Below are 13,807 nucleotides of genomic sequence, written 5' to 3' on the forward strand. Positions count from 1 at the left end.
GGGTCGGCTCAGGCCCGCGAGGTCGTCACGTCCGCACCCGCGGCCGCGATCTCCGTCAGGGCGGCGGCGCTCGAGTCGGGGTGCACCCCGGCGACCAGGTCGGTCAGCACGCGCACCCGTCGCCCCGCGCCGAGCGCATCGAGGGCCGAGGCCCGTACGCAGTAGTCCGTCGCGATCCCCACGACGTCGATGTCCCGGATGCCGTGAGACTCGAGCAGGTGCGCCGCGGTCTCGCCATCGTCGGTGATGCCTTCGAACAGCGAATAGGCGGGTTCGCCCTGCCCCTTCTTGAGGTGATGGGTGACGTGAGAGGTGTCGAACACCTCGTCGTAATCGGCGCCGAAGGTCCCGCCGACGCAGTGGACGGGCCACGTGTCGACGAAGTCGGGGGCGTCGGAGAAGTGTCCACCGTTGTCATCGTCGCCGTGGTGCCAGTCGCGCGAAGCCACGATCAGCGCGTAGTCGTCGGCGTGCTCTGCGAGGTAGTGCGAGATGCGCGCCGCCACCGCGTCGCCCCCTTCGACGCCCAGCGCCCCGCGCTCGGTGAAGTCGTTCTGAACGTCGACGATGAACAGGGCGCGCGTCATGCGTCGAGCCTACGCGTATCGGCATCCGCGCGCCCCAGCTTCGACGGCCACCAGATACGGCGGCCGAGGTCGTAGGCGAGGGCGGGCACGAGGAGGGAGCGGACCACGAAGGTGTCGAGCAGGACTCCGAACGCCACGATGAAGGCGAGCTGGGCGAGGAAGAGGATCGGGATGACCCCGAGAGCGGCGAACGTCGCCGCCAGTACGAGACCGGCCGAGGTGATCACTCCACCCGTTGCGACGAGTCCGCGCAGGATCCCCGCACGCGTGCCGTGCGCGAGCGATTCCTCCCGCACCCTCGACATCAAGAAGATGTTGTAGTCCACGCCCAGCGCCACCAGGAAGACGAAGCCGTAGAGCGGCACGGCCGGGTCCGCTCCCGGGAAGCCCAGGATGCCGTCGAACACCAGAGCGCTGACGCCGAGAGCGGCCCCGAACGACACGATGACCGTACCGATGAGGATGACGGGCGCGACGATCGAGCGCAGCAGCGCCATGAGGATCAGCAGGATCACCGCGAGCACGATCGGAATGATCAGTGTGCGGTCGCGGATCGACGTGTCGATCGAATCGATGTCGGTCGCGGTCACCCCGCCCACCAGCGCCGTCCCCTCGCCCAACTCAACGGCCACAGCGGTGCGGAGCTGGCGGACGGTGTCGTCCGCCGCAGACGAATCGGCCGTGTCGGCGAGGGTGGCGGCCAGCAGCACATCGCCGTCGGAAACCGTCGGGGACGGAGCGGGTGCGCCGGGGGCACCGAGCGCCGTCGTCTGCAGGACGCCGTCGACCACGGTCACCGGCGCCTGTCCGCCGGGGGCGTCGGCACTGAACACCGAGACCGCCTCGATCCCCGAGGCGTTCTGGAGCACGGACACGGTCCGAGCGGCCTCCCTCTCGGGGACGAGCACGTAGGCAGGGCTGCCGGAACCGCCCGGAAAGTGCTCGGCGAGCGCGATCTGCCCATCCCGCGCCTCGGAGGCGCCGAGGACGAGGTCGCTCGCAGGCACGCCGTCGGCGCGCAGCTGCGTGATGCCGACGCACGCCGCGAGAAGCACGAGCGTGCAGATGACCCATATGGGACGAGCGCGACGGGCCACGAGACGCGCCTGCCGCGGCCACAGGCCCTTCACCGGCTGCGTGAGGTCGGCGGGGAGTGCCGACCGGCCCGGCTTGGGCAGGAACGGCCAGAACGCGGCCCGACCGACCAACGCCAGCAGTGCGGGCAGGAACGTCAGCGCCGAGAGCACCGCGAAGGCGATGCCGATCGAGGCGATCGGCCCCAGAGCACGGTTGGTAGCCAGATCGGACAGCAACAGGCAGAGAAGGCCCGCGATCACGGTGCCACCCGATGCCAGGATGGGCTCGAAGGCGCCCCTCCACGCTCGGGTCGTGGCATCCCATCTCCTCAGACCTTCGCCGACGGCCTCACGGAACCTCGCGACGTAGAGGAGGGCGTAATCGGTGGCCGCACCGATGACGAGAATGAAGAGGATCCCCTGCACCTGGCCGTTCAGCACGACGATCCCGGCATAGGCGAGCCACCACACGGTGAGAAGAGCGACGCAGAGCGCGAACACCGAGGTGAGCAGGACCAGGATCGGCAAGAGAGGAGATCGGTACACGATCACGAGGATGACGAACACCGCCGCGAGCGCGACGACCAGCAACAGACCGTCGATGCCGAGGAAGCCCTTCACGAGGTCGGAGGTGAACCCGGCGGGACCGGTGACCCACGCCTCGACCCCGGCGGGAACCTGCGCCGACACCCTCTCGCGCACCTGTTCAACGACCTCCCGCACCTCGCCGGAGCTGTCGATCGGAACGAAGATCTGCGCCGCCTGACCGTCGTCCGAGACCACGGGGGGCGAGGCGTCGCCGGCCACTCCCTCGACGGCGGCGATGTCGGTGGCAAGGCTCTGCAGGGCGGCGACCTGCGCATCGCTCAGGGCGCTGCCGTCGGACGTCGTGGCGACCACGATCGCGGGAATCGTGTCGCTGCCGGTGAAGTCCGTCAACCGTTCGCTGACGCGCGTCGCATCGGCCGACTGCGGCAGGAACGAGGACTGATCGTTCGTCGCGACCTGGTCGACTCTGCCGAAGAACGGCCCGCCGATCGATCCGCCGACCACCCACAGCAGCACGAGCAGACTCGGGATGCCGACACGCAGCCACCGCGAGACACGCGGGGGCCGCACGGAGCGCCGGGTTGTTTCCCCTCGGGGGGAGCGACGACTGGGTGCAGAGGACGATGCCATATAGCTAGCTTATCTAGCTATATGGCCTGTGCGCCAGTCGGTCACCCCCGAGCGAACAGCACCACGATCGAGACGACAAAAGCCAGCACGCCCAGGCCGAGCACTCCCGCGGCGAGCAGCGAGACGAAACGGACGAGGGGCGAGGAGCGCGCGAGCCGCATGCGGTTGACCGCACCACGGCGATAGTAGATGTCGGCCATATCGGCGGCGCCGATCTTCGCCTCGTCATGTGCCGAGAGGGGCGCCTCGTTCACTCCCCCGTCGGCGTCGAACCAGCGGACCACGCGGCCGCCCTCGACATCCTCGACGACGGCGCGAGCGGGAAGCCAGGTGCCGTCGGCCAGCAAGAGGAACACTGCCGCGAAAGCCAACAGCAAGCCACCACCCAGACCCACCCACGTGAAGATCTCGATGACGGCATCGAGGGCGTTCGACACGGGAGCTCCAGCGAGGTCAGCGGGCGGAGGACGGCCGTCACGCGAGCGCGGAACGAGGCGGGATCAGCCTATCGGGCTGCCACCGGGCTCACCGGAGACGGACCCGGCTGCAGCGCCTCGAGACGCCGCGTCGCGATCAGAGCGAGAGTGAGCGGCAGAGCCGCGACCCTCGGGGCCGACCATAGACGGAACAGTGCGCAAGAGGCGGTCGGGTATCTCGTCGACGAAGAAAGGCCCCCACCCGGTGGAAGCGGGTGAGGGCCTTCGGAGCCGCCTAAGGGAATCGAACCCTTGACCTATTCATTACGAGTGAATCGCTCTGCCGTCTGAGCTAAGGCGGCATGTGCGCGCTGTCGCGTGCACGATCATCGATCTTACATGCTCCAGCGGGTGTCGAGGTACGCGGTCAGTAGTCGCCGGCCGCGGTGCGGTCGGCGAGGATGTCACGGCTCGACGACAGCCCCAGGCGTGTGGCGCCCGCGGCGATCATCTCTTCGGCGGCGGCGCGGGTGCGCACGCCCCCGGAGGCCTTGACCTCGGCGCGGTCACCGACGGTGCGCTTCATCAGCTCGACGGCGTGGGCGCTCGCGCCGCCGGCGGGATGGAAACCCGTCGACGTCTTCACGAAATCGGCACCCGCGTTCACCGCGGCCTCGCAGACGGCGATGATCGCCTCGTCGGAGAGCGCCGCCGACTCGATGATGACCTTCAGCACGGTGGGGGCGGGAGCCGCGGCGCGGACGGCTCGGATCTCGGACTCGACGATGTCGTAACGCCCCTCGACGGCCGCACCCACGTCGATGACCATGTCGATCTCATCGGCGCCCTGGGCGACCGACAGGGCGGCTTCCGCCGCCTTGACCTCGGCGTGGTGCTTACCGCTCGGGAAGCCGCACACGACCGCGAGCTTGAGTCCCTCCGGCAGCTGCACCGGCAGGAAAGAGGGCGAGATGCACACGCTGTAGGTGCCGAGCTCGGCGCCCTCGGCGATGAGGCGCTCGACGTCGGCGCGGGTGGCCTCGGGCTTGAGCAGCGTGTGGTCGATGTAGGTCGCCAGGTCGGCGATGGGCGCGGTCATGGGGTCTCCTCGGGGTGTGACGTCATCAGCCTAGGCGGGCAGGCGGCCGGGCGCGCGGCGCTACTCGCAGCGCAGCCCCTGGGCGGGCACGGCGCCGTCGACCAGATAATCGTCGACGGCCGAGTTCACGCAGTCGTTGCCCTTGTTATAGGCGAGGTGTCCCTCACCCATGTAGGTCACGAGCACGCCCTGCGAGAGCTGACCGGCGAGCGCTTGCGCCTCCGTGTACGGTGTGGCGGGGTCGCCGGTCGTACCGAGGACGACGATCGGCGGGGAGCCGGGGGCGGTGATCGCCTCGCGCTTCCCGGTCGGCGGTGCCGGCCACGCGGCGCACGCGTCGGGCCCGAGCCAGTACGGTGCGACGACCGGCGCCTTCTGCTGAAGCTCCTGCTCGATCTGCGGGTCGTTCTCGTCGCCCTCGTCGGGATAATCGACGCAGTTGTAGGCGCGCAGCGCCTGCATCGTGTTGTCCTGGTACTTCCCATCGACGCGACCGTTGTAGAAATCTGCGAGCTGGAAGGCGACGGAGGCATCACCGTTCTGCACGCCGGTCAGAGCGATTCGGAGGTACGGCCAGTTCTGGTCGCTGTAGAGCGCCGCCACGATCGAGGTCACGAGGGTGTCCGCGCCGAGCTGTCGGCCATCGGGGCCGGTCAGGGGACGAGCGTCGACCCGCTCGAGCAGCGAGGAGAGGTCGTTCATCGCGTCGTCGACGGAACCGGTGAACGGGCAGTCCGAGCTCTTCAGGCAGTCCGCCATGAAGGCGCGCAGGGCGTTCTCGAATCCGACCGCCTGGGCGATTCCGCTCGCGGTGCTGGGCAGGCTGGGGTCGATGCCGCCGTCGAGCACCATCCGGCCCACGCGATCGGGGAAGAGCCCCGCGTACGTGGTGCCGAGGAACGAGCCGTACGAGAAACCGAGGTAGTTGAGCTTCTTATCGCCCAGGACAGCCCGAAGCAGGTCCATATCGCGTGCCGCGTTCTCTGTGGAGACGTACGGCAGAATGCCGTCGCTGTTCTGCTGGCACGCCTGTGCGAAGTCGGCCTGACGCTTTTCGAGGGCGGAGTTGCGCTCGTCGCTGCCGCGCGCTCCCGGCGGGATGTCGTAGAGGAACGCATCCATGCCCGCCGCGTCGTAGCAGGTGACCGGGGCAGACTGGCCGACACCGCGCGGGTCGAAGCCGATGACGTCGTACTCCCTCGTGAGCGTCTCGTCCGCCACGAGCGAGAGGGAGTCGCGCACGGTGGAGACACCGCTCACGCCGGGCCCGCCAGGGTTGGTCAGGAGCGAACCCAGGGGCTGTCCCGATGTCGCTCGGTGGCGGATGACGGCCAACGGCAGCTCGCCCTTCGACGGGTCGGAGTAGTCGCGCGGAGCCGTGACCGTCGTGCAGTCGAAGCCCGCCGAACCGCAGTCGGTCCAGCTGAGTTCCTGCCCGTAGTACGGCAGGAGCGAGGCGTCGATGCCCTCGGTCTGCGGAGTCAACGACGGGCCTACGGCGGGAGCCATGGGCGGGATCTGCGCGTAGAGGCAGGCCGACAGAGTGAGGACCAGACCCGCGACGCCCGCAACGACGGCCGCGAGCCGGCGGCGCACGCTCACGGGGCGGATCCGTTGGCGACGGTGATCATGAGACTCTCCAGCGCCAGCAGCGGGGCGGCGTTCTGTTCGAGGTTGCGGCGGGTGACCGATATGCGGTCGAGGACTCCGAGTGTGCGCGAGGGCGACCATTCCGAGGCCAAGGCGCGCAGGGCATCGAGGCGCTCGCTGTTCACGAGATCACCTTCGCGGCCGTATTGGATCATCACGACGTCGCGGAACAGCGACTGCAGGTCGGTGAGCACGCGGTCGATGCCGTCGCGCAGGCTGCGGGTCGCCCGGCGCTTCTGATCGTCTTCGAGGGCGTTGACCTGACCGCGCACGGACGGCGGCACCGCGGCCCCCTCGGCCACGCCGAGCATGCGCAGGAGCGAGCGGCGCTCCTCTTCGTCACGGGCGGCCGTGAGCGCCTTGGCGTCGTCGGTCGCCAGGCGCACGATTCGCCCGGCGACCTCGACGGCGTCGCCGATGCCGCGGACGGCGAGAACGGCGGCGAGGGTCTCGGCCCGACGTCCGCGGGCGTCGTCGTCGGTGGCGAGGCGTTGCGCCATCCCGATGTGGCGCTGTGCGTGCCGGGCAGATTCTTCGGCGATATCGGGGCTGACTCCCGTGCGCTCCACGACGAGAGCGGCGACGTCGGAGACGGACGGCTCGCGCAGGCGCAACACGCGCACGCGCGAGCGGATGGTGGGCAGAAGGTCGGCGTCGCTGGGCGCGCAGAGGACCCACACCGTCTTCTCGGGTGGCTCCTCGAGGGCCTTCAACAACACGTTCGAGGTGCGTTCCGCCATGCGATCGGCGTCTTCGACCACGATCACACGGTGACGACCGAGCGAGGGGGCGAAAGACGCGCGTTCGACCAGTCGGCGCGCCTCGTCGATGCGGATGACGACTTGCTCGGTGCGCAGAGCGGTGAGATCGGGGTGCGTGCGGGCGAGCACCTGACGCTGCGCCGGTTCGTCACCGGGATCGGCGATGAGTGCCGCGGCGAACGCGTACGCCAACGTGGAGCGACCGGAGCCCGGAGGTCCGGTGATGAGCCAGGCGTGGGCGAGCGCGGAAGGATCGGACGCCGCGTTCTGCAGCGTCTGCACCGCCTCGTCCTGCCCCCACACGGCATCCCAAGGAAATGCCGCCGCCCCCGCAGCGGGAACGGACGGATCGAGGGCGATGGACATGGGCTCCAGCCTAACCGCGGGGTCGGACACGGCCGCTGGCGTTCGACTGTGGATCGCCCGGCGCTGCGTCAGCTGAGGCGCGCGAAGACCGCGGCGCGCACGTGGCGCGCGAGCTCGTCCGCCGGAAGTGTGGCGTCGAGCACGAGGAACCGCCGCGGTTCAGCGACGGCGAGGGCGAGGAAACCGGCCCGCACACGCGCATGGAACTCGCTCTTCTCCGCCTCGAGCCGGTCGAACGGCTTGTCGTCGGCATCCAGTCGACGACGCGCTGCAGCGGGATCGAGGTCGAGCAGCACCGTGAGGTCGGGGAGGAGACCGCCCGTCGCCCAGAGCGACAGGGTGCGGATGTCGTCGGCATCCAGGACCCTGCCCGCGCCCTGATAGGCGACCGAGGAGTCGAGGTAGCGGTCCTGGATCACGACGTCGCCGCGGGCGATGGCCGGCTGAACGACGGTCTCGATGTGATGAGCACGATCCGCCGCGTACAACAGGGCCTCGGCTCGCGCCGCGATATGACCGCGATGATGCAGGACGATGTCGCGGATGCGCACTCCCACCTCGGTACCACCGGGCTCGCGCGTGCGGACGACCGTATGGCCACGCGAGCCCAACCAGTCCTCGAGCATCGATGCCTGGGTCGTCTTGCCCGCGCCGTCGCCGCCCTCGAAGGTGACGAACAGGCCGGGGCCCCCGGCCGAGGCCGCCCGGGGGACGGTCAGCGGCCGGGTGGGGTCGTCGGTCACGACTTCTTCGCCGGCGCCTTGCGCGTGGATGCCACCTTGGGCGCCGCCGCTGTGGTGGCGGCGGTCTTGGCCGCCGCGCTCTTGGTCGCGGTCGTCTTCGCCGCCGTGGTCTTTGCCGCGGCGGTTCTGGTCGCCGTGGTCTTCGCCGCGGTCGTCTTCGTCGTGGCCTTCGTCGCCGACTTCGCCGGGGCCTTGCGGGCGGCCGTCTTCTTGGGCGCCGGGCCCTTGGCGCGTTTGTCGGCAATCAGCTCGACCGCACGCTCGAAGGTGATGGCCATCGCGTCCTCGCCGCGGGGAACGGTCGCGTTGGTTTCACCGTCGGTGACGTAGGGGCCGAAGCGGCCGTCCTTGAGCTTGATGGGCTTGCCGCTCACGGGGTCGGCGTCGAATTCCTTGAGCGCGCTGGACGCCCGGCGGGCGCCGTACTTCGGCTCGGCGTACTTGGCGAGGGCCTGCTCCAGCGTCATGTCGAAGATCTGCTTCTCGTCGTCGAGCGACCGCGAGTCCGTGCCCTTCTTGAGGTAGGGACCGAAGCGACCGTTCTGCGCGGTGATCTCGTCGCCCGATTCGGGATCGGTTCCGACGACGCGCGGGAGCGAGAGGAGCTGCAACGCCGTGTCGAGGTCGACGGTGTCGACCGACATCGACCGGAACAGCGACGCCGTCCGGGGCTTGGGGGGCGCTTCTTTCTTCGCCCCTCGCTTTTTCGGAGCCTCCACGACCTCGCCCGTGGCCTGGTCGACCTCTTCGGGTTCCTCGGCGTCGACTTCTTGCACGTAGGGACCGAAGCGGCCGTCCTTGACGACGACGAGCTTGCCGTTGTCGGGATTCTCCCCCAGCACACGGTCGCCGGCGACGGGGGCGTCGATGAGCTCCTGGGCTTTCGCGGGCGTGAGCTCGTCGGGAGCCAGGTCTTCGGGGATGTTGACGATACGGGGCTTCGCGTCGGGGCCGGCTGAGGGGTCGGTGACCTCGAGGTAGGGGCCGTACTTGCCGAAGCGCAGCGTCGCCGTGTCGGTGATCCGCGTGGAGTTGAGTTCGCGAGCGTCGATTTCGCCGAGGTTGTCGACGATGTGACGCAGGCCCACCTGCTTCTCGGATCCGAAGTAGAACGACTTCAGCCACTCCGTACGACGCTGCTCACCGCGCGCGATGGCGTCGAGATCGTCCTCGAGGGCGGCGGTGAAGTCGTAGTCGACCAGATCGGCGAAGTGCTCCTCGAGCAGGCGCACGACGCTGAAGGCGAGCCAGCTCGGCACGAGGGCCTGGCCGCGCTTGCTGACGTAGCCGCGATCGAGGATCACGCCGATGATGCTGGCGAACGTCGACGGGCGACCGATCCCCTTCTCTTCCAGCGCCTTGACCAGGCTGGCCTCGGTGTAACGCGGCTTCGGAGAGGTGCTGTGACCCTTGGGCTCGACGTCGCTGACCGACAGCGTGTCGCCGACGGCGACGGCGGGGAGGGACTGATCGGCGTCGTCATCGTTGCGCTTCTCGTCGGCTCCTTCCTCGTACGCCTCGAGGAAGCCCTTGAACGTGTAGACGGTCCCGGATGCCGTGAACTCGGCGACCTGTGCACCGACTTTCACCGTAAGGGTGACGGTCGTCGTCTCGTACTTGGCGTCCGCCATCTGGCTGGCGACGGTGCGCTTCCAGATGAGGTCGTAGAGCTTCTGCTCGTCGCGATCGAGCGAGGAAGCGAGCGACGCGGGCGTGCGGAAGGTCTCGCCCGAGGGACGGATCGCCTCGTGCGCTTCCTGCGCGTTCTTCGACTTGCTCTTATAGACGCGCGGGTTCGCAGGGACCGCCTTGTCGCCGTAGAGAGCGACGGCCTGAGCACGCGCTGCCGAGATGGCCTGCCCCGAGAGGGCGACCGAGTCGGTACGCATATAGGTGATGAAGCCCTTTTCGTAGAGTCGCTGCGCGACGCCCATGGCGTGCTTGGCGCTCATGGAGAGCTTGCGACCCGCCTCCTGCTGGAGTGTGGAGGTGGTGAAAGGCGCGCGAGGACTACGCGTGCCGGGCTTGGCCTCGACCTTGGCGACGGTCGCGGTGCCGGCGGCGGTGATGGCGTCAGCGAGAGCGCGGGCCTGTTTCTCGTCGAGCACGACGACGGCCTTCTTGAGCTGACCGTTGTCGTCGTAGTCGCCGCCGCGGGCGATGGGCGCGCCGTCGAGACGGTTCAGGCGGGTGGTGAAGGAGGAGCCGGACTGAGACGCGAGAGCCTCGACGTCCCAGTACGAGGCGGAGACGAACGCCATGCGCTCGCGCTCACGCTCGACGACCATGCGGGTTGCGGCGGACTGCACACGACCGGCGCTGAGGGCGGTGCCCTCACGACCCGAGCCGACCTTGCGCCAGAGCACCGGCGACACATCCCAGCCGTAGAGGCGGTCGAGAACGCGACGCGTTTCTTGCGCGTCGACGAGGGAGACGTCGAGCTCACGGGTGTGCTCGGCCGCTTCCTTGATGGCGTCCTTGGTGATCTCGTGGAAGATCATGCGGCGGACGGGGACCTTGGGCTTGAGAACCTCGAGCAGGTGCCACGCGATGGCCTCGCCCTCGCGGTCACCATCAGTGGCGAGCAGGACTTCGTCGGCGCCCTTCAGCGCCCGCTTGAGCTCGGCGACCGTCTTGGTCTTGCGGTCGTTGACGACGTAGAAGGGATCGAAGTCGTTCTCGACGTCGATGGAGTACTTGCCGTACGCCGCCTTCTTGTCAGCCGGGATCTCTTTCTTCGACGCGAGGTCGCGAATGTGACCGACCGAGCTGAGCACCTCGTAGTCGTCGCCGAGGTATCCCTGGATCGACTTCATCTTCGTCGGGGACTCGACGATGACGAGCTTCTTTCCGTTTGCCACTGGGGTCCTTTCGTCGATGCACACCATACACACGCCTCCCTGTTCGGGTTCCGGGAGGTCTCACGGGATCGCGGCCTCAGGGGGTCCGGCCCGCGAGCGCGCATCGAATGAAATCCCACCGTACGCCCCGGCGACGGTGATGGTGGCGATCAGGCCCTCGACATCGCACTCCCGAAGGCTCGCGTTCCCGGCCTCAGCGATGCGCGCAGCCTCGTCGCAGGGCACACCCGTCACCGCTCCACTCGCGGCGTCCGCGGCCGCGAGGGCGGCGGCATCGGCTGTCCCCGCGAGGCGTTCGGCGGCGAGCGCCGCGCCGCCGACCACGCCCAGAGCGGCGATGAGGCCCGCGATCACCGCGGCCACGCCGACGCTGGACACGGCGCCCGCCATCAGCGACCCCCGTCGAGGGCGCAGGCCCGAGCGGATGCGGGCGGAAGCGGAAGCGCGAACGGCACCGGCAGCGATGCGCGGACGCACACCACTCCCCCGCCGCGGTTCACCGACGCGTCAGCACCGATCTCTGCGAGGCGCGCCAGCGCCCCGCCGTCACCGCGTCCGAGGAGACGCGCGGCCTCCGCCGTCATCTGCTGCGCACGGACAGTGGTTGCCACCGAACCGAGCACACCGGCGCCCAGCGCAAGGACGAGAAGGACAGCAGGCAGCGCCACGGCGAACTCGGCGGTGACCGCCCCACGCTCCCCGAGCTGCGGCATCCTCACTGGACCGTCAGTGCCCGACGCACGAGATCCGTCAGAATTCCGCGCACCTCGTCGCTGCGCATGATCATGACCAGCAACCCCGCGAACGCCACGGCCGCCATGGTCGCGATGGCGTACTCGGCGGTCGCCGCACCCCGTTCGTCGAGGAAGAGGGCTCCGGCACGTGCGCTCGTCAGTGGGGGCAGGTCTGCCCCCCGTCGAGGACGCGGGGCAGTGGGAACGAAACGGAACACGGGAACTCCTTCTTTTCAGGGGTGGATGGACGGAGATCACGGCAGCGCCGTGGATCGTAGGACGGCGAGCGCCGTGGGGACGACCGCGATCACAAGGAACGCCGGGAGGGTGCACAACCCGAGGGGCACGAGCAGGCGTGTCGAGAGCCGTGCCGCGGACACGCGGCCCGCGCTCCGAGCCCGGTAGCGCGCGATCCATGCGTCGCCGCGCAGCAACTCGGCAGCCGGAACTCCGGCGCGAGTGGCCAGCTCGAGGGTGTCGATGACATCGGTGCGCCCGGTGGGGTCGAAGCCGAGATGGCCGATCAGCCCCCGCGCCCGGTCGACGGAGACGCCCGCAGAGAGCGCCACCGCCCACAGCTCGGCCTCGAGCCCGGGGATCGCAGACGGCGGCTGGGCCCTGCGGGAGAGACGCCGCATCCACAGGTACGCCGTCGCCATGAGAGTGAGCCCGAGCGCCAGACAGCACTGCCCGAGGGGGTCTCCGAGCAGCGTGCCGACCGGGTCGAAGCCCAGGAGACCGCCGAGCGGGACGCCGACAAGAGGTAGCCAGCCGAGAAGGCGTGCGGTCGCGGCCGGCTCGGCAAGAGCGACGCGCACGTCGGAGGACACCTCGGCCGTCTCGCGCAGCGCGCCCACGACCGAGCGGAGAGCATCGGACAACGGGGCCCCTGCGGCCACGGCCACGCTCCAGATCGCCGCGAGACCGCTCCACGAATCCCCGGCCTGCCGAAGGACCGTGCCGACGTCCGCTCCCCGCTCGGCGGCGTCCGCAGCGGCGGTGAGCGTCGGATCACCGCTCTCGGCGAGATATCTCCAGGCGAGAGTCGGGGCTGTTCCGCCGGACAGCAGGACGGCGAGACGCAGAACCGTCTCGATCGGATCGGCGGCCCTCACCTCGCGAAGTCGATGTCGCTCGGGTCGGAGCGCTGTCCGCGCCTTCACGTCCACTTCTCCGGCTCGATGAAGAGGCGCCCGTCCCTGACCACGGGCCGGCCCAGGCCGGTGATGCATCGACGCCCGTCGACCCGGTCCACGTGGATCACCGCGTCGATGGCCCCGGCGCTCTGACGCGCACACGTTCTGGCATCCATCCCCGCGAGCGCACACAGGGCTTCGAGACGCGTCGCGACCTCGGCCAGGCTGCTGGCATGAAGGGTCCCCGCTCCACCATCGTGGCCGGTGTTGAGCGCCATGAGGAGGTCTCGGATCTCTTCCCCTCGGCACTCGCCGAGGATCAACCGGTCGGGGCGCATGCGCAGCGCCTCCCGCACGAGGCGGGAGAGGGAGATGCCGCCGGCACCTTCGATGTTGGGTTGCCGAGCCTCGAGCGCGACGTGGTGGGGGTGGTCGGGGTGGAGCTCCGCGACCTCTTCGATCGTGATGATGCGTTCCGTCGCGGGGACCCGCGACAGCAGAGCTGCGAGGAGAGTCGTCTTTCCCGCCCCGGTCGGTCCGGCGATGAGGACGTTCTCGCAACCGTCGACCAGAGCCTGCAATCGCTCCTGTTGATACGCGGAGAACATGCCCGCGCGCTGCAGGTCGGACAGGTCGGGGCCGTCGAACGCGGGGACCCGGACGGAGATGCTCGTTCCGCTCGCGGCCACGGGAGCGAGAACGGCGTGCACCCGCACGCCCCTCTCGAGCCGGACGTCCACGCACGGCGATGCATCGTCGAGGTGTCGTCCTCCGAGCGCGATCAGATGCACCGCCAGACGGCGCACCTCTGCTTCGGTGGCCTGCCACGATGTCACGCGCTCGACCCCCTCCCCCCGGTCGACGAAGAGTCCTCGGTCGCCGTTGACGAAGAGGTCGGTCACGCCCGGGTCGTCGAGGAAGGGGCGGAGGAAGGCCACTGCCGGATCGAGCGTGTCGACGGCCGCGGCGTCGAAGCCGCTTCCGAGCGGGGCGAGGGAGGTCACGACGACGACGGTAGAGCTGCGATGCCCTGGGCTGCGGGCCGGCAGAGGCGAACGGTGGATGCGGCGCGAACACCCGTTCCTGGGGAGGAACAAGTTCGAGGAGGCGCGGCCACCTCTCGTCAGCGAGAGCCGCCGGCGCAAAAAAAGGGGGCGGCATCCCTACAGTGGGGGGCGAGGGATGCCGCCACGCGCCGG

Annotated in this window: 13 protein-coding genes and 1 tRNA gene; all 14 read right to left on the reverse strand. The window is 69.5% G+C overall.

The window, feature by feature from the left end:
* Positions 1-8 precede the first annotated feature (8 nt).
* Positions 9-587, reverse strand: coding sequence for an isochorismatase family protein (locus tag NE358_RS11930; protein ID WP_289938794.1), 579 nt, complete (start codon positions 585-587; stop codon positions 9-11).
* Complete coding sequence (locus tag NE358_RS11935; RefSeq protein ID WP_499317872.1) at positions 584-2,782, reverse strand: MMPL family transporter; 2,199 nt, start codon at positions 2,780-2,782, stop codon at positions 584-586. Before NE358_RS11935 ends, NE358_RS11930 begins: the two co-directional genes overlap by 4 nt.
* 101 nt (positions 2,783-2,883) lie before the next feature.
* On the reverse strand, positions 2,884-3,279 hold the full coding sequence (locus NE358_RS11940) for a hypothetical protein (RefSeq protein WP_289938797.1): 396 nt from the start codon (positions 3,277-3,279) through the stop codon (positions 2,884-2,886).
* A 268-nt stretch (positions 3,280-3,547) separates the two neighbouring features.
* Positions 3,548-3,620, reverse strand: a tRNA-Thr gene (locus NE358_RS11945).
* A 65-nt stretch (positions 3,621-3,685) separates the two neighbouring features.
* Positions 3,686-4,357 carry a deoxyribose-phosphate aldolase gene (gene deoC / locus NE358_RS11950; RefSeq protein ID WP_103206132.1) on the reverse strand — a complete coding sequence of 224 codons (672 nt, stop codon included), beginning with the start codon at positions 4,355-4,357 and terminating at the stop codon, positions 3,686-3,688.
* Positions 4,358-4,417: 60 nt separating this feature from the next.
* Positions 4,418-5,959 (reverse strand): alpha/beta hydrolase, encoded by a 1,542-nt coding sequence (locus NE358_RS11955; protein ID WP_289938800.1) that lies wholly within the window; start codon positions 5,957-5,959, stop codon positions 4,418-4,420.
* The gene (locus tag NE358_RS11960; RefSeq protein ID WP_170210615.1) at positions 5,956-7,134 is read right to left on the reverse strand and encodes a DNA polymerase III subunit delta'; all 1,179 of its coding nucleotides are present in this window, start codon (positions 7,132-7,134) and stop codon (positions 5,956-5,958) included. The genes NE358_RS11955 and NE358_RS11960 overlap by 4 nt, the downstream gene beginning before the upstream one ends.
* A 68-nt stretch (positions 7,135-7,202) precedes the next feature.
* A complete protein-coding gene (gene tmk, locus NE358_RS11965) occupies positions 7,203-7,877 on the reverse strand; it encodes a dTMP kinase (protein WP_141376120.1) in 675 nt (224 codons plus the stop codon).
* Positions 7,874-10,738 carry a type I DNA topoisomerase gene (gene topA, locus NE358_RS11970; RefSeq protein WP_289938807.1) on the reverse strand — a complete coding sequence of 955 codons (2,865 nt, stop codon included), beginning with the start codon at positions 10,736-10,738 and terminating at the stop codon, positions 7,874-7,876. Before topA ends, tmk begins: the two co-directional genes overlap by 4 nt.
* A gap of 60 nt (positions 10,739-10,798) precedes the next feature.
* Positions 10,799-11,128 (reverse strand): helicase, encoded by a 330-nt coding sequence (locus tag NE358_RS11975; RefSeq protein WP_103206129.1) that lies wholly within the window; start codon positions 11,126-11,128, stop codon positions 10,799-10,801.
* Positions 11,128-11,451, reverse strand: coding sequence for a TadE family protein (locus tag NE358_RS11980; protein ID WP_103206128.1), 324 nt, complete (start codon positions 11,449-11,451; stop codon positions 11,128-11,130). The genes NE358_RS11975 and NE358_RS11980 overlap by 1 nt, the downstream gene beginning before the upstream one ends.
* A gap of 2 nt (positions 11,452-11,453) precedes the next feature.
* On the reverse strand, positions 11,454-11,690 hold the full coding sequence (locus tag NE358_RS11985; RefSeq protein WP_103206127.1) for a DUF4244 domain-containing protein: 237 nt from the start codon (positions 11,688-11,690) through the stop codon (positions 11,454-11,456).
* Positions 11,691-11,726: 36 nt separating this feature from the next.
* Positions 11,727-12,587 carry a type II secretion system F family protein gene (locus tag NE358_RS11990; RefSeq protein WP_170210616.1) on the reverse strand — a complete coding sequence of 287 codons (861 nt, stop codon included), beginning with the start codon at positions 12,585-12,587 and terminating at the stop codon, positions 11,727-11,729.
* A 44-nt stretch (positions 12,588-12,631) separates the two neighbouring features.
* Entirely contained in the window at positions 12,632-13,612 is a 981-nt protein-coding gene (locus NE358_RS11995; RefSeq protein ID WP_174799646.1) for a TadA family conjugal transfer-associated ATPase, read from the reverse strand.
* Positions 13,613-13,807: the final 195 nt, after the last annotated feature.

Source organism: Sphingomonas sp. G5, from assembly GCF_052660795.1.